At 70.9% G+C, this 14,202-nt stretch carries 19 protein-coding genes and 1 riboswitch; of the genes, 5 read left to right on the forward strand and 14 right to left on the reverse strand.

The annotated features are described in order from the left end of the window. Positions 1-19: 19 nt before the first annotated feature. From ACTEI_RS05535 to ACTEI_RS05555, 6 genes are all read right to left on the reverse strand, one after another. Positions 20-715, reverse strand: a complete 696-nt coding sequence (locus tag ACTEI_RS05535; RefSeq protein WP_244940667.1) for an HD domain-containing protein — start codon at positions 713-715, stop codon at positions 20-22. 66 nt (positions 716-781) lie between these two features. Then, the gene (locus tag ACTEI_RS05540) at positions 782-1,834 is read right to left on the reverse strand and encodes an MHYT domain-containing protein (RefSeq protein ID WP_244940668.1); all 1,053 of its coding nucleotides are present in this window, start codon (positions 1,832-1,834) and stop codon (positions 782-784) included. A 179-nt stretch (positions 1,835-2,013) separates the two neighbouring features. Next, positions 2,014-2,157, reverse strand: coding sequence for a GPGG-motif small membrane protein (locus ACTEI_RS36765; protein ID WP_014688232.1), 144 nt, complete (start codon positions 2,155-2,157; stop codon positions 2,014-2,016). 46 nt (positions 2,158-2,203) lie between these two features. After that, a complete protein-coding gene (locus tag ACTEI_RS05545) occupies positions 2,204-2,956 on the reverse strand; it encodes a metallophosphoesterase family protein (RefSeq protein WP_122976660.1) in 753 nt (250 codons plus the stop codon). After that, on the reverse strand, positions 2,953-3,201 hold the full coding sequence (locus ACTEI_RS05550) for a hypothetical protein (protein ID WP_122976661.1): 249 nt from the start codon (positions 3,199-3,201) through the stop codon (positions 2,953-2,955). Before ACTEI_RS05550 ends, ACTEI_RS05545 begins: the two co-directional genes overlap by 4 nt. Continuing rightward, positions 3,198-3,779 (reverse strand): nucleotidyltransferase, encoded by a 582-nt coding sequence (locus ACTEI_RS05555; RefSeq protein ID WP_122976662.1) that lies wholly within the window; start codon positions 3,777-3,779, stop codon positions 3,198-3,200. Before ACTEI_RS05555 ends, ACTEI_RS05550 begins: the two co-directional genes overlap by 4 nt. Before the next feature lie 138 nt (positions 3,780-3,917). On the opposite strand from ACTEI_RS05555, the gene ACTEI_RS05560 reads away from it, so the two are divergent. Further along, the gene (locus ACTEI_RS05560; protein WP_122976663.1) at positions 3,918-4,664 is read left to right on the forward strand and encodes a dTMP kinase; all 747 of its coding nucleotides are present in this window, start codon (positions 3,918-3,920) and stop codon (positions 4,662-4,664) included. 57 nt (positions 4,665-4,721) lie between these two features. Here the strand turns inward: ACTEI_RS05560 and ACTEI_RS05565 are convergent, their stop codons facing one another. Further along, entirely contained in the window at positions 4,722-5,405 is a 684-nt protein-coding gene (locus tag ACTEI_RS05565; RefSeq protein ID WP_122976664.1) for an SDR family NAD(P)-dependent oxidoreductase, read from the reverse strand. A 545-nt stretch (positions 5,406-5,950) separates the two neighbouring features. Between ACTEI_RS05565 and ACTEI_RS05570 the strand changes: the two genes are divergently transcribed. Then, positions 5,951-6,952, forward strand: coding sequence for a sigma-70 family RNA polymerase sigma factor (locus ACTEI_RS05570; protein WP_122976665.1), 1,002 nt, complete (start codon positions 5,951-5,953; stop codon positions 6,950-6,952). 87 nt (positions 6,953-7,039) lie between these two features. Here ACTEI_RS05570 and ACTEI_RS05575 read toward each other — a convergent pair whose 3' ends face one another. The 3 genes from ACTEI_RS05575 to ACTEI_RS05585 form a co-directional block, all read right to left on the reverse strand. Beyond that, the gene (locus ACTEI_RS05575) at positions 7,040-8,011 is read right to left on the reverse strand and encodes a C40 family peptidase (protein ID WP_239082572.1); all 972 of its coding nucleotides are present in this window, start codon (positions 8,009-8,011) and stop codon (positions 7,040-7,042) included. A 14-nt stretch (positions 8,012-8,025) separates the two neighbouring features. After that, a riboswitch (cyclic di-AMP (ydaO/yuaA leader) is annotated at positions 8,026-8,176 on the reverse strand. 175 nt (positions 8,177-8,351) lie between these two features. Next, positions 8,352-8,678, reverse strand: a complete 327-nt coding sequence (locus ACTEI_RS05580; RefSeq protein WP_122976667.1) for a DUF3817 domain-containing protein — start codon at positions 8,676-8,678, stop codon at positions 8,352-8,354. Between the two features lie 72 nt (positions 8,679-8,750). Continuing rightward, positions 8,751-9,182, reverse strand: a complete 432-nt coding sequence (locus ACTEI_RS05585) for a hypothetical protein (RefSeq protein ID WP_122981929.1) — start codon at positions 9,180-9,182, stop codon at positions 8,751-8,753. Between the two features lie 85 nt (positions 9,183-9,267). Here ACTEI_RS05585 and ACTEI_RS05590 point away from each other — a divergent pair, with 85 nt between their 5' ends. Both ACTEI_RS05590 and ACTEI_RS05595 read left to right on the forward strand, forming a co-directional pair. Beyond that, on the forward strand, positions 9,268-9,519 hold the full coding sequence (locus ACTEI_RS05590; RefSeq protein ID WP_122976668.1) for a DUF6158 family protein: 252 nt from the start codon (positions 9,268-9,270) through the stop codon (positions 9,517-9,519). 18 nt (positions 9,520-9,537) lie between these two features. Next, positions 9,538-10,062 carry a DUF1360 domain-containing protein gene (locus ACTEI_RS05595; protein WP_122976669.1) on the forward strand — a complete coding sequence of 175 codons (525 nt, stop codon included), beginning with the start codon at positions 9,538-9,540 and terminating at the stop codon, positions 10,060-10,062. A gap of 3 nt (positions 10,063-10,065) precedes the next feature. Here ACTEI_RS05595 and ACTEI_RS05600 read toward each other — a convergent pair whose 3' ends face one another. Next, entirely contained in the window at positions 10,066-10,278 is a 213-nt protein-coding gene (locus ACTEI_RS05600; protein WP_122976670.1) for a hypothetical protein, read from the reverse strand. A 363-nt stretch (positions 10,279-10,641) separates the two neighbouring features. On the opposite strand from ACTEI_RS05600, the gene ACTEI_RS05605 reads away from it, so the two are divergent. Then, positions 10,642-11,481 (forward strand): GAF and ANTAR domain-containing protein, encoded by an 840-nt coding sequence (locus ACTEI_RS05605; RefSeq protein WP_122976671.1) that lies wholly within the window; start codon positions 10,642-10,644, stop codon positions 11,479-11,481. A gap of 50 nt (positions 11,482-11,531) precedes the next feature. Here ACTEI_RS05605 and ACTEI_RS05610 read toward each other — a convergent pair whose 3' ends face one another. The 3 genes from ACTEI_RS05610 to ACTEI_RS05620 all read right to left on the reverse strand — a co-directional run bounded on the left by ACTEI_RS05610 (position 11,532) and on the right by ACTEI_RS05620 (position 14,160). Continuing rightward, positions 11,532-11,843, reverse strand: a complete 312-nt coding sequence (locus tag ACTEI_RS05610; RefSeq protein WP_122976672.1) for an antibiotic biosynthesis monooxygenase family protein — start codon at positions 11,841-11,843, stop codon at positions 11,532-11,534. A 68-nt stretch (positions 11,844-11,911) separates the two neighbouring features. Continuing rightward, positions 11,912-13,642 carry an MDR family MFS transporter gene (locus tag ACTEI_RS05615; protein WP_122976673.1) on the reverse strand — a complete coding sequence of 577 codons (1,731 nt, stop codon included), beginning with the start codon at positions 13,640-13,642 and terminating at the stop codon, positions 11,912-11,914. Further along, positions 13,639-14,160 carry a MarR family winged helix-turn-helix transcriptional regulator gene (locus ACTEI_RS05620; protein WP_239082571.1) on the reverse strand — a complete coding sequence of 174 codons (522 nt, stop codon included), beginning with the start codon at positions 14,158-14,160 and terminating at the stop codon, positions 13,639-13,641. Before ACTEI_RS05620 ends, ACTEI_RS05615 begins: the two co-directional genes overlap by 4 nt. Positions 14,161-14,202: the final 42 nt, after the last annotated feature.

Here is a 14,202-nt window from a genome sequence, read left to right on the forward strand (position 1 = left end):
GCGTAGGCGGATGCCCTCCTCAGTCGTCGAGGATGGCGGCGAATCGCTCCTCGGCCAGGTCCAGCTGGTCCAGGATGTGCTCCTTGGCCTGGGTGGAGAGCGGGGTGTCCGGCCGCCCGATCAGCTCGCGCAGCTTCGGCACCAGCGGGCGGTACTTGGTCGCCGAGCGGTGCGCCCGCTCCAGCGGGGTGTGGATCACCCCGACCCCGTTGTCGGTGAAGTCGGAGATCTTGATGACCCGGGCCCACGGATCCCGGTCCAGGCTCTCCGCGACGTGCTGGCGGTACTGCTCGTGCCGGTCCCGCCGCGGGTCGTACGCCGGATTGGTGACCGACCGGACCAGGGCGGCGACCCGCGGGTTGAACCGGTCCGCGAGGACGTTCAGCGCCGCCTCGGTGGCCTTCTCGTACGACGTGTCCGGCGCCAGCCCGGCCAGCTCCGCCGGATGGTCCTCCACCGCGTCGTGCAGCAGCGCCGCGACCAACACGTCGACGTCCCGCACCTGGTAGTACCGGATGATCCGGATGGCGACCCGGAGCAGGTGGTTGAGGTACGGCTCGCGGACCCGCCGATCGGCCGCGTGCAGGGTGCTGGCCAGGTCCAGCGCCGCGCCCAACCGCTCCCGTTCCGCCTGCGGGAAGCTCTCCAGCTCCAATCCGAACCGTTGCCGGAGGCCGGCTTCGCCGTACACCTCGGTGATCGCGTGCAGTGGCATCGAGAGCAGCATCCTTGGTGCCATGCGGACCAGATATACCGGATCATGCGCCGGTACGGGGACCGCTCATGTGCCGGATGTGGCCGGACCCACCGGGTCCACCGCCGGACCACCCGGTTCGGTGAACGCCGTCGGCGGGGCCTCGGGCGCCGATGGCGCCCGCGTGCTCACCGGCACGGCGGGCGCGGGCGGGCCGGACGCCGGCGGGCGCGGCGAGGACCGCGGGCCCGGCGACGGGCGGGCCGAACCTGCGGCCCCGCCGGCCGCCACCGCACGGGCGGCGGGGGAGAGGCGGATCGCGCCGAGCGGGGTCTGCCGTAAGGTCCACGGCTGCGGCGGCTCGGCGTGCACGCCGCGCCGGGGCGTGCCGGCCCCGTCGGTGAACTCCTCCTCGGTCATCGCCTGCAGCGCGCTCAGCGCCACCCCGACGATGACCACCGCGGTCAGCACGGTGATCGGCAGGATCATGCTGAGCGGCCGGACCCCGGCGCCGGTGGGCGGCACCGACGGGTCCAGCTCCACCGACATCGCGGCCATCCCGGTGTAGTGCATGCCGCAGACCGCGACCGCCATCACCGCGGCGGCGGCGGCCACCCGCCGCAGGCCCCGCACCGAGACCGCGAACCAGAGCGCGGCCGTGCACGCCACCAGCGCGATCAGGGCCGACGCGGCGACCAGCAGCGGGTCGTAGCGGACCACCGCGGCCAGCCGCATCCCCTCCATCCCGGTGTAGTGCATGGCCAGCACCCCGCCACCGGTCAGCACCCCGGCCGCCACCGTCTTGCCCGGGCTGCGCCCGCCGTGCCCGACCACCACCAATCCGATGCCGACGGTGACCACCGAGAAGGTCAGGCTCAGCAGGGTGGTCGGCAGGTCGTAACGGACCGGGCTGTCCGGCACCTCGAAGCCGAGCATCGCGGAGAAGTGCATGAGCCAGATGCCGCCACCGCCGATCGCGAACGCCGCGATCACCAGCCACCGGTTGCGCCGGCTGCGGCTGTGCGCCTCCCGGGCGCGCCCGGTGCAGAGCAGACCGAGAAAGGATCCGAGGTACGCCAGCAGGGTCGCCGCCATCGGATTGAAAGCGCCGTAGGTGAAGTGGTGAACATGAGCAGCCACTGGCTTACCTCGCGAAGAGTCGGCGATCGTCCGCGGGGGATTGAGTCAGATTTCAGCTGTTGTTCATCGCACCTCGTGTGCGTCGGTGCACCAAAGAGAACCGGGACCGCGCCGCGTCGGAGGACACGGGGCGGTCCCGGGGCGGGTACCGACGTGGATGGGATGCGGGGGATGGGGGATCAGGTGAAGATGCTGACGCCGCCGGGACCGACCAGCAGGCCGACGATGATCAGCACGACGCCCCAGAGGATCTGCCGCCGGAACAGCGCGAGGATGCCGGCGACCACGAGGATTACGGCGAGAATCCAGAGCAGTAGGTCCATGCCGGTGCGATACCCGATGTCCGGAAATCGAAAACCTGCCGGGGAATCAGGCGCTCACCAGGGTGTCGTGCCTGGTGTCCACAGTGTCGGACAGCAGTTGGTACACGTTGTACGCCTGTTTGATCACCGGGTGCGCGACGTTGCGTACCGGCACCCCGCCCGGCGTCCGGCCGCGCTCCGAACCGTGGTGCGCGTGCCCGTGCAGGGCCAGCGCGGTCGGCGCCGCGTCGATCGCGTGCCCGAGCTGGTAGCAGCCGAGGAAGGCGTAGATCTCCAGCGGCTCGCCGGCCAGCGTCTCCGGGACCGGCGCGTAGTGGGTCAGCGCGACCAGGGCGTCGCACTCCACCGACAGCAGCGCGTCGCGCAGCACGGTGGCGTACCGCTCCGTGGTGCCGACGAAGTCCTTCATCTCGCGCTCGCCGAAGTTGCTGGCGCAGGCGCCGGCGAAGCCGCCGCCGAAGCCCTTGGTGCCGGCCACCCCGAGGCGATGTCCGTTCAGTTCCAGGACGGTCGCCTCGCCCTCCAGCACGGTGATCCCGGCGTCGGTGAGCACCTTGGTGACCTCGTCCTGCTGATCGCTCTGATGATCGTGGTTGCCGAGCACCGTCACCACCGGGACGGCCAGGCCGCCGAACTCGGTGGCGAAGCACTCGGCCTCGGACACCGTGCCGTGCCGGGTCAGGTCACCGGCGATCAGCAGCACGTCCGCCCGGTCGGGGAGTTCCTCGAGGGCCGGACGGTACCGGCCCACCACGTCCTTGTCCACGTGGACGTCGCCCACGGCGGCGATCCGAATCATGAAATCTCCTCCACCTCGTCCGGCGCCTGGATCCGGGTGATGCCGATGTCGCAGGCGATCTCCAGATCCGGGTAGTGTGCGTGGATCTGCCGGCAGATCTCGTCCCGGCGCTGCGCGCTCTCCACCTCGCCGGTGAGGACCAGCACGCTCTCCCGGCGCTGCACGTTCACGCCCTGCTCGGCGATCCGGTCATCCTCGGCCAGCAGCCGTTGGATCTCAGCCTCCAGATCGATCTGTTTGGTCATTTCTGGCCCCTACCCTCCTCAGACGGAAACGGCACGACGTCGAGTCGGTCCAGCAGGACGAGGAAGGCTTCGGCGTACGGGGACTTCGCGGTCTCCCGCCACACCCGGTCCCAGTCGATCTGCTCCCGCAGCGAACGGGCCACCGGCAGTCCCTGCGCGAAGTCGCAGTGGTGCTGGCTGTAACTGAGCAGCTTGTGGATCATGAGCTGGGTGGCCGACAGCACGGGCATGTAGATGGCCTCGACCGAGATCCGTTCGGTGTCGGCGAGCGTCTCGTCGGTGACCGGCGTCTCGACCGGGCGGTAGATCAGATCCACCATCCGGCCCTCCTCGAACACCTTGACCAGCCAGTCCTCCGGCGGCTCCTCCGTCTCGAAACCCACCGCGGCCAGCTCGTGCAGAGCCTTGTCCTTGTCCTGCTCGCGGATCAGAAAGTCCACGTCGTGATCGCTGGAGTGACCGCCGTGGGCGTACACGGCGAAACTCCCGCCCAGCGCGAAGGGGATATCCGCGGTCTTCAGGGTCGCGGCGACACGCTTCAACGTGCCGGCCAACCCCTCGTCGACGCGGTGCGGCATGGTGACCTCCTGTTCCGTGTCCGGTTCGTGACGACTACCCCGGGTGGCCCTCCCTGAACCCCTGGCGATCATTGTGTTCCGATTCGCCCGCTGGCGACGGGGAACGCAGCGTGCGGCCCCCGGCTACCGTCAGTTGGTATGTCCGTCACCGCTTTTCCCGCCCGCCTGGCCGGCGCCCGCACCATCGCCCTGGTCGGCATCGACGGCTCCGGCAAGACCACCCAGGCCCGGCTGCTCGCCGCGGACCTGGCCGCGGCCGGCCTCCCGGCGGTGTACCGGCAGAACGCCGGCGGGCGCGCCTGGTTCGGCCGGCTGGCCGTCCGGTTCGGCCGCCACGACGCCGAGGACCTGTTCGGCCGGCGCGGCACGCTGCTGATCGAGTCACTGCTGCGCTGGCTGGCGATCGCCCGGACGCTGCTGCGCCGCGCCTGCCGCCGGGAGATCGCCGTGATGGACCGCTACGCCGCCTGTCAGTACGCCAGCCTCCGGGCGCGCGGCGCCGGCCCCGCCGCGGAGCGCCGCGCCCGGCTGGCCTACCGGTTGTTCCCCCGTCCCGACGTGACGTTCCTGCTCGCCGTCGACCCGGCGACGGCCCGGGACCGGATCGACCGCCGGGGCACCGACCACGAGTCGCTGGCGTACCTGACAGCGGCCGATCGGGCCTACCGGTCCCTGCCGGAGTTCCGGGACTTCGTGGTGATCGACGGGAACGGCTCACCCGAGGAGGTGAACGCGGCTCTGCTGGCCTGGCTCCGCCGGCCGGACTCCCTGCGCGGCGATCCGCCCGGTGACCGGTGCGAGGGGTCCCGGTCTGCCGCCCGCACACCCCGCGAGTGGGAGGCCGGGACGTCTCGCACCGGCGGCGAATCGCGGTTCCACCCGTGACGGGGCGCATCGGCGAACTCCGGGTGGGGGCTGTGGACGGTGCCGGCGGTGAGGGCTTCAGGACTGGCCGTAGACGGGGATGTGGGCGGCGGTGGTGGGGCAGGACTCGTCGGAGGCCAGGAAGAGGATGGTGGCGGCGATCTCGGCCGGGCTGACCCAGCGGCGGTGGTCGGCGTCCGGCATCGCCCTGCGGTTCGCCGGGGTGTCGATCACGCCGGGCAGCACCGTGTTGCACCGCACGTGCTGCTTGCGGTACTCGGCCGCGACCGTGTCGGCGAACGCCAGCACCGCGGCCTTCGCGGCGACGTAACCGGCGGCGCCCGGGAACGGCGCCACCGCGGCCCGGGACGAGACACAGACCACCGCCCCGCCACCGGCCGCGACCAGATGCGGCAGGGCCGCCGCGGTGGTCAGGTAGGTGGGCCGCAGGTTGGCGGTGAACATCGCCTCGAAGTCCTCGACCGGGGTGTCGGCGATCAGCCCGCCTCCGGTGTACCCGCCCACCAGGTTGACCACCGCCTTCAGCGGGGCCCGCGGCTCGGCGGCGGCGGTCGCGGCGGCGGCGGCCGCGCCGGCCGGGTCGAGCAGGTCGGCGGGCACGGCGACGGCGCCGGCCGGCACCCGGTCCACGGAAGCGGGCCGGGCCGGGGCCACCACGCGCCACCCGGCGCTCAGGAACGCCGTGACGGTGGCGGCGCCCAGCCCGCCGGTGCCGCCGGTCACGAGAGCAGTCTTGGTCATGGAAGCATCCGAGCAGCTGGCCACACGGTCGTGGGTGTGCTTTTGCTCACTTCCCCGGATGCCCGAGGCCGGCGCGGGGAACGTCACCGCTTCGGGGAGCGTCACCCGTGCGGGCGAGTGATCTGTGGCGCGGCGTGGCGCATTGTGGCCGATGGTCCCGTTCGGCAGGGGCGGCCCGGGTGGTCGAGAACTTTTGATGGCCACGTTTGATTCAGGCCTGGCGTCGACTGGTCGATGCTGCACGTGAACCCCACGGGCGGAAAACCCGTAGAACCAGGGTGACGAGCGTCGCGGCGCCCAGGTGATGCCCGTCGCTGTGGACGATGAGAGGCCGATGGTGTCATGTGGCGCGCGAGGGGTATCCGTCTATCCGCAAGGCGGTCGCCGGAGGGTGGGACTCAGCTACCGCGCACTGGGCTCTCAGGTAAGACCCAGGCATTCGTGACACTTTCGATCGGCCGGCCGGAATCAGCGCAGGCAGCCATTTGTTGTGTAGATGTCAGCAACCGCAATGCACGAGCTGCGGACGTTACGGGAGAGGGCTGATGGACGCAGGTAATGCCCGTAACAGGGTTAGTGACGGCAATGAGGGGACCGTGGGCAACGTGGAGAAGAACACCGTGATGCGTACCGACCAGGTTGCCGAGGAGCGCGACCTCGTCGGAGTCTACCTGCACGAAATCTCCCGGACGCCGCTGTTGGACGCCGCGCGGGAGGTCGAGCTCTCCAAGGCGATCGAGGCGGGACTCTACGCCGAGCACCTTCTGGAGCAGGGTGAGGAGCGTCGCGGCGTCAGCCGGGAGGAACTGGAGCGCCTGGTCACCGAGGGCCAGCGGGCCAAGGACCTGTTCATCCGGGCGAACCTCCGACTGGTCGTCTCGATCGCCCGCCGCTACGTGCGTTCCGGTATGCCGATGCTGGACCTGATCCAGGAGGGCAACACCGGCCTGGTGCGCGCGGTCGAGAAGTTCGACTACGAGCGCGGCTACAAGTTCTCCACCTACGCCACCTGGTGGGTGCGCCAGGCGATCAGCCGGGCCATCGCCCAGCAGGAGCGCACCGTTCGTCTCCCCGTGCACCTGGTCGAGGACGTCAACCGGATGCGCAACGTGACCCGCCAGCTCGTCCGTGAGCTCGGCGGCGACCCGGAGCCGGAGCAGGTCGCGGCGGCTCTGGGAGTGACCGTGGAGCGGGTCAACGAGCTGACCCGCTGGGCGCAGGACACCGTGTCGCTGGACACCCCGGTCGGCGACGACGGCGACACCAACCTCGGTGACCTGGTCGCCGACAGCGACGCGCCGTCGCCCGAGGAGATCGTGCTGAGCGCGCTGGAGCGCCAGCGCATCGAGGGTCTGCTCAACCACCTGGACGACCGCTCCGCCGGCATCATGCGCGCGCGGTACGGCCTGGAGGACGGCCGGGAGCACTCGCTGACCGAGGTGGCCTCGCGCTTCTCGCTCAGCCGGGAGCGGATCCGCCAGCTGGAGATCCAGGCGCTCGGCCGGCTGCGTGAGCTGGCCCGGGCCGAGGGCCTGCAGGCCGCCTGAGCCACCGACACACGAACCTCAGTCACCCGATACGACACGAGGGCCGGCACCCCGCCAGGGGTGCCGGCCCTCGTCATGCCCGTGGTGTCAGGACACCCGGCCGAAACCGGGGCTGTCCGGGGTCATGATGTTCATCGTCCGGTGCAACACGTCCCGGCCGGCCGAGGGGGCGTCGATGATCATGCCGTCCCCGACGTAGATCGCCACGTGCCCGCCGTTGCGGTAGAACACCAGGTCACCCGGCTGCAGCTGGCTCTTGTCGCTGAACATCCGCACGGCGCCCTTCTGCGCGGCCGCGTTGTGCGGCAGCGACCTGCCCGCCGCCGCCCAGGCCGCCATGGTCAGACCCGAGCAGTCGTACGAGTTCGGGCCGGCGTCGCCGAAGCCGTACGGCTTGCCCACCTGGTTGAACGCGAAGGTGACCGCCTTGCCGGCCGAGCCCGCGACCTTCGGGATCTTGCCGGTGTAGGAGCCGGTGTCCTCGGTGGCGCTGCCGTAGAGGTCCTCGCGCATGTCGTACAGCTTCTGCAGATCCTTCTTGATCTTGGACTTCTGCGCGGCCAGTTCCTGGATCTGCAGGTTCTGCTTCTTCTCGGTGTTCTTGAGAGCCGCCTGCCTCTGCGCGAAGGTCTCGGTGGTCTCGGTGTAGGTGTCGATGTCCTGCCGGTTGGCGAGCGTGATCTGCTCGAGGTAGCTCATCCGCTGCAGGAGACCGCTCTGGTCGCCGCTGAGCAGCACGGTCATCGGCCCGACCCGGCCGGTGATGTACTGCGACGTGGCGATCGTCTGCATCTTGGCGCTGGCCTTGGTCAGCGCCTCCTGGGCCGGCTTCAGCGAGGCGCTGAGCTTGACCGCTTCGGCCTTGGTCTTCTTCAGGTCGAGCCGCGTCTTGTTGTACGTCTCGGTGACGTCCTCGAGTTTCTCCGAAGCCTGGTCGATTCGCTTCTTCAGTTCGCTCTCGGACGGGGCCGCGTGTGCGGCGACAGCTCCCGTCGTGGTGATCGCCAGCGCGGTCAGCGCGACCACCAGCGCCCGGAGCCTGGTACGGGGGTGTGGCACTGGTCAGGGGCCTTTCTTCCGCTTTTGGCCGCCTACCGGGTTAGCTGACGGGTTCGGGCTCGGAAGAAGGCCCTACCGCTGCGACGCGGATTCACCCCGGGAGATGGTTCCCCGGTTCGCGGGCGGCGACGGGGGTCGACGCCCGTGATTCGGCGGCGTTGGCCGGCGCCATCGGAGGGTTTGTGGCTGCGGACCGAACCAACCGCATCAACTTATCGGGGCAGAAAACAAAATCAAGACCTTGCCGAGTGATTTCTGCCAATGGCCGGTCTTGCGAGGTTAATCCTGATAACCGGCTGTTATTCGGCCCGCGCTGAGCGTTATTTCACGTCCCGGCGGACTAATCGTTGAGCGCCGGCTCGAGCGGGGCGCCATTCGGCACCCAGTGCCGGGTCACCCGGCGCTCGGCCCAGAACGAGAAGAACGGGATGGTGCCGGCCAGCATCACCACGATCATCCGGCCGAACGGCCAGCGCGCCCGGCGGGACAGGTCGAACGTGAAGAGCAGATAGACCATGTAGAGGAAGCCGTGCAGCGGACCGATCATCGCGACCAGCGTGGCGTTGTCGCCGAGGTACTTCAACGGCATGCCGATCAGGACGAGGACGACGAGGAGCACGCCGACGATCCAGGCGATGGTCCGGTAACGGGTGAGGGCGCCCTGCACGGTAGATCTCCTTCTGTTCTTGCGCGCCGCTGGTTGCGGCTTCTCGGCGACACGGCCCGGACGGCCGGCGGCTCACTTGCTGACGGTGCGGCCCGGGTAGTCGCCCGGCCGGGCGCCGGGGTGCTCGGCCAGCCACGCCAGGTAGTCGTTGTAGGCGTCCAGCTCCGGGTCCGGCTCGGCGGGGCGGTCCGGCCGTACGGCCACCCGGATCGGGCGGCCCAGGGTGACCGGCGCGCCGGGATCGCGCGGCGGGGCCGGCTGGTCCACGGCGGGCTCCGGCTCGGTGGCGGGCGCGGACCTGCGGCGGTGCAGCTGGATCTCCCGGAACCAGATGAACACCACGAAGCCGGCGAAAACCGGCCACTCGAACATGTAACCCCAACTGAGCGAGTTGCCGCCGGTCGCCCGGCTGTACTGCCACCAGCCGAGCCCGAGGCAGGCCGCGGTCAGCACCAGCGCGAGGACGTGCCGGGCGATCCACGCCGGAGTCCACAGCCCTTTCATGACCACGAGCGTACCGGCGGGTTTGGTGGTCGCCCGCTCGGGCAAGCCAGCAGACGACGATTCGTGACAGCAGCGGAGGCGAAGGATGACGAACGCGCAGAGAGTGGACGGCGCGGTGGCGGACTTCGGCACCGGCATCGACCCCGCGGGACTGGCCGACGACGACCTCTTCCGCGAACTCGGCAGCCTCTACCGGACCCGGTTGCAGACCCTGCGGCACGGCCCCGATGCCGCGCTGGAGAACCACTTCCGGCGTACCGCCGAGCTGGAGACCGAGTACATGGCGCGCTATCCGGGGCGCGAGGTGGACCCCGAGCGCCTCACCCAGGAATTCTGAGAAGGGATCCTCCAGCTGATGACCAATCTGCAAGCCCGGGCCGCCGAGATGGCCCGGGCTTACGCGCCGCACGAGCACCGGCCACTGGACGGGTACGTGGTGGCCATGGGCGCTTTCGGCGCGCTGGCCACCGCGCTCGCGGCGGCCGCCAAGATCACCGGCCGGCCGGCGCCGCACCGCCCGGCGCTGGCCGACGTGGCGCTGGTCTCCATCGCCACCCACAAGCTGAGCCGGCTGATCGCCAAGGACGCGGTGACCAGCCCGCTGCGCGCGCCGTTCACCCGCTACACCGAGCCGGCCGGCGCCGCGGAGCTCAACGAGGAGGTTCGTGACGAGGGCAGCACCGTCCGGCACGGGCTCGGTGAACTGCTCACCTGCCCGTTCTGCCTGGCGGTCTGGGTGTCCACCGGGCTGACCGGGGGACTGGTGCTGGCGCCCCGGCTGACCCGGCTGGCGGCGACCGCGCTGACCGCCACCGCCGTCTCGGACTTCCTGCAGATGGCGTACGACATCGCCAAACGGAAGGCGGAGGGCGGCGACTGAGGCTCAGGCCGCCGGGGCCTGCAGCGCCTCGGCGGCCTCGTCCTGCAGGTACTCGCCCTCCGGCAGCGCGTCGATCCGGGTCATCAGGGTCGCCGGAAGGTCCTGGGCGATCGCGCGGCGCTGCAGGTCGCCGCTGGTCAGGCGCTCCTCGGCACGGTAGGCCTCGTCCAGGAAGGCGGCCAGGCGGGAGTCGTCCGCGTTGAGTTCATCGGTCACGGCGCCAGGGGTACCCGAGCCGGCTCGGGACAAACTCCGCGATGTTAGCCGGCTCACAAGGACTACCGGAATCACGACGGGGTACCGAAGGTTGTGAACGGATGCCGGTGTGCCCAGTGTCCCCGGGCCTCACCCATCGCCTGCACGGAATACCGTTCGGCTGGAGCCGTGTTGAGCCACTCGCCGCGAGGCGACCTGCACACCGGCATCTCTTCGCTCGGCCCCCGGGTTCACCCGGGGGCCGAGCCTTTTTCCGGCCTCGCCGGCACACCGCCCCGCGTCCTGGGGGTTTAACCGGACAACACCCCCCGATCGGGGCACCGAACCGGGACCACGCCGGATCGACATGGCAGTATCCGTCGAGTGTCAGTACCGCACCGTCGTGTCCCAGCCGGGCAGCGCGGCACCCGGTCCCGCCGGCGCGCCACCTCCGGCGCCACGACCGCACCCGGCAAGACCGGGCGGCTGGTCGCCGGCGTCCGGCCCCGGCACACCGGCGTCGTGTCGCAGACCGGCGCGGGACCGCACCCGGTCGAGCTGGCCGGGTTGTTGCACGAGGTCACCGTCGGCCTGCTGGCGTCCGACACGCTCGGGCAGGCGCTCGACCGGCTCGCCTCGCTCACCCTCGGCGCGCTGCCCGGCGCGGTCCGCTGCTCGGTCGCGCTGATCGGCGAGGGCGGCCCGCCCACCGTCGTCGCCGCCGGGTCCGCCGGTGAGACGTCACTTCAGCTCCAGTACGCCCAGGGCAGTGGCCCGGCGCTGGAGGCGGCCCGCACCCGGGCCCTGGTCACCACCTGCGACCTGGCAGCCGACGAACGCTGGCCGGAGCTGGGCGAGGCGGCCCGCGCGGACGGCATCCGGGCGGTCGCCTCGATTCCGCTGGACGTGCGCCGGACCGCGGTGGGCGCGCTCACCGTGTGCCTGGACCGTCCCGGCGAGGTCGGGCCGGACGTGCTGCTCACCGCGATGGCGGTGGCCGGGCAGGCCGAGGTGCTGCTCGGTGAGCTGCACCGGCGCGAGGCGCTGGGCGAGGGGGCCGCGGTGGACCGGGCGGTCGGCGTGATCATCGCGCAGCGCGGGTGCGGGGTGCAGGAGGCGTTCCGGGTCCTGCAGGAGAGCGCCCAGCGGCTGGGCCTGGACCGGCGCACGGTGGCCGAGCGGCTGGTCGCCGCGGCCGCCCGGGACCGCCAGGTCAGCCACTAGACAGCCCCGGCCGTGGAGCCGGCCGGGGCGTCGCCGGGGTGCGGCGCGGGTTACTCGGAGGGTTTCTCGACGTGCTGGACGACCTCGAACTCGAGCAGGGTCGCGCCGGTGGCGACCGGCTTGGCGCGCTCGCCGGCGTGGGCCGCCTTGGCGTTGCCCTGCGCCCAGTTCTGGAACGCCTCCTCCGACTCCCACCGGGTGTAGACGAAGTACCGGTTGTCGCCGGCGACCGGGCGCAGCAGCTCGAAGCCCAGGAAGCCAGGCTCGTTCTCCACCGCGCCGTGCCGGGCGGCGAAGCGCTTCTCCAGCTCGGGGCCGGCGCCCTCGGGAACCTCGATCGCGTTGATCTTCACAACAGCCATGGGGGTAACGCTAGTGCGTGCGCGGGGGCACGGACGGCCGGGCGGCCGTTCGTACCCCCGCAATCGCGTCAGTGACCGGGACCGTCGCCGCCCGCCCGGACCCCGGCGGGGTTCGGGTCGCCGCCGGCGCCCGGTCCGGCGCCCGGACCGGGCACGCCGGCGCTCTGCTGGGCCTGCAGCGCGTCCTCGGCGCGCTGCTGCTGCGCGGAGCGCTGGGAGAGCGGGATCTCCGGCAGGAAGAACACCACGATCAGGCCGAGCAGCATGACCGCGAACGCCATCAGGTAGACCACGTGCACGCTGTCCGAGAAGCCGACCTTGAACGGGTGCGCCACCGCGTCGGCGAGCTTGTTGATGAACGACGTGTCGCTCAGCGCGTTACTGCCCTGCGCCTGGTCGAGCAGCCGGCGCTGCGCCGGGTCGGCCATCGCCTCGACGAACGCCGGATCCTTCTCGGCGGCCCGGTAGGCGTCCGAGATGTTGCCGGGCAGGACGTTGAACAGCACCGACAGGAACACCGCGGTGCCCAGCGTGCCGCCCATCGAGCGGAAGAACGTGACCGCGCCGGTGGCCACGCCGATCTCCCGCGGGGAGACGGCGTTCTGCACCGCGGTGATCATCGGCTGCATGTTGCCGCCCAGGCCCAGACCCATCAGGACCATCACCAGCATGGTCCGCCACAGCGGGGTGTCCGCGCCGACCCGGGAGAACAGGAAGAGCGCGATCACCATGAGGACGCTGCCGACGATCGGGAAGATCCGGTAGCGGCCGGTCTTGGCGATCAGCTGACCGGAGATGATCGAGCCGGACATGATGCCGACCACGAACGGGATCATCTGCAGGCCGGCGAGGGTGGCCGAGGAGCCCTTGACGATCTGCAGGTACAGCGGGACGGTCATCAGGCCGCCGAACATCGCCATGCCCAGGATGGTGCTGGCGGTGGCGCCGACCCCGACGGTGCGGTTGCCGAACAGGCGCAGCGGCAGCAGCGCCTCCTCCTTGTACGCCCGCTCGGCGAGCACGAACGCGATCAGGCCGATGCCGCCGACCACGTAGCAGAGGATCGCCCGGCCGGAGTCCCAGCCCCAGTCCCGGCCCTGCTCGGCGACGGTGAGCAGCGGCACCAGGCCGACGATCAGGGCGACCGCGCCCGGCCAGTCGATCCGGTGGTCGACCCGGTGGTGCGGCAGGTGCAGCACGCGCGCCACGACCGCCATCGCGGCCAGGCCGATCGGCACGTTCAGGTAGAACACCCAGCGCCAGCCGTCCACCCAGAGGATCTCGTCGGCGCCGGCGAAGAAGCCGCCCAGGATCGGGCCGAGGACGCTGGCGGTGCCGAAGACGGCCAGGAACAAGCCCTGGTACTTGGCGCGCTCCCGGGGCGGGACGATGTCGCCGATGATGGCCAGCGCCAGTGACATCAGGCCGCCGGCGCCGATGCCCTGGATCGCCCGGAACGCGGCGAGCTGGTACATGTCGCCGGAGAGCCCGCAGAGGAACGATCCGACGATGAAGATGCCGATGGCGAACAGGAAGAACGGTCGCCGGCCGTAGATGTCCGACAGCTTGCCGTACAGCGGTGTCGAGATGGTCGACGTGATGAGGAACGCCGTGGTGGCCCACGCCTGCAGGTCGAAGCCCTTGAGGTCGTCGGCAATGGTCCGGGTGGCCGTGGCCATGATCGTCTGATCGAGGGCGGCGAGGAACATGCCCATCATCAGGCCGGCGAGGATCGTGAGGATCTGCCGGTGGGTGAATTCCGTGGCCGATGACTCGGCCCGCGGGCTGGGGTGGCTCACAGGTTCTCCCGTGGTGGTGTGCCGAGGTCGGTGCGGAGCAGGGCCTCGACGGAGCTGTTGAATTCTTCGAAGAGCCGGGCGAAGGCGTCGACCCGTTCGGCCGGCCAGTCGCTCAGCGCCCGCTCCAGCAGAGCGGCCCGGGCCGTGCGCAGGCGCTCGCAGGCGGCCACCCCGGCCTCGGTGACCGCCAGCCGGGAGGCCCGGCCGTCCGCCGGATCCGCCTCCCGCCGGGCCAGCCCCGCCTTGACCAGCTGGGCGACCTGCCGGCTGACGGTTGAGGGGTCGGCCTGTTTCAGGTCGGCGAGGTCGGTGACTCGCATCGGGCCCATCGCGTGCAACGGCGGTAGGAGCATCAATGCGGAGAACTCGGCGCCGAGGTCCCCGGTCTTGAGCATGCCCCGGAAACGCGGTCCCATCCGGATCAATCGGATGATTTCCTCGGACAGCCGGGCCGCGCCGGCCGTGGCGTTCTGCTGATCCTGCACGGGGTTGCCGTCCTCATGAGCGCCGGCGGACAATACGTGTAGCGTACAACTTGTTGCGTGGTGAACGCATATTGT

Origin of the sequence: Actinoplanes teichomyceticus ATCC 31121, assembly GCF_003711105.1 — a bacterium.
In the GTDB taxonomy this organism is placed as follows: Bacteria; Actinomycetota; Actinomycetes; order Mycobacteriales; family Micromonosporaceae; genus Actinoplanes; species Actinoplanes teichomyceticus.

Coding starts and splice junctions, on each gene's coding strand:
- ACTEI_RS05535 (WP_244940667.1), bottom strand. CDS start 715: ATGCCACTGCACGCGATCACCGAGGTGTACGGCGAAGCCGGCCTCCGG.
- ACTEI_RS36765 (WP_014688232.1), bottom strand. CDS start 2,157: ATGGACCTACTGCTCTGGATTCTCGCCGTAATCCTCGTGGTCGCCGGC.
- ACTEI_RS05545 (WP_122976660.1), bottom strand. CDS start 2,956: ATGATTCGGATCGCCGCCGTGGGCGACGTCCACGTGGACAAGGACGTG.
- ACTEI_RS05550 (WP_122976661.1), bottom strand. CDS start 3,201: ATGACCAAACAGATCGATCTGGAGGCTGAGATCCAACGGCTGCTGGCC.
- ACTEI_RS05555 (WP_122976662.1), bottom strand. CDS start 3,779: ATGCCGCACCGCGTCGACGAGGGGTTGGCCGGCACGTTGAAGCGTGTC.
- ACTEI_RS05560 (WP_122976663.1), top strand. CDS start 3,918: ATGTCCGTCACCGCTTTTCCCGCCCGCCTGGCCGGCGCCCGCACCATC.
- ACTEI_RS05565 (WP_122976664.1), bottom strand. CDS start 5,405: ATGACCAAGACTGCTCTCGTGACCGGCGGCACCGGCGGGCTGGGCGCC.
- ACTEI_RS05570 (WP_122976665.1), top strand. CDS start 5,951: ATGGACGCAGGTAATGCCCGTAACAGGGTTAGTGACGGCAATGAGGGG.
- ACTEI_RS05585 (WP_122981929.1), bottom strand. CDS start 9,182: ATGAAAGGGCTGTGGACTCCGGCGTGGATCGCCCGGCACGTCCTCGCG.
- ACTEI_RS05590 (WP_122976668.1), top strand. CDS start 9,268: ATGACGAACGCGCAGAGAGTGGACGGCGCGGTGGCGGACTTCGGCACC.
- ACTEI_RS05595 (WP_122976669.1), top strand. CDS start 9,538: ATGACCAATCTGCAAGCCCGGGCCGCCGAGATGGCCCGGGCTTACGCG.
- ACTEI_RS05610 (WP_122976672.1), bottom strand. CDS start 11,843: ATGGCTGTTGTGAAGATCAACGCGATCGAGGTTCCCGAGGGCGCCGGC.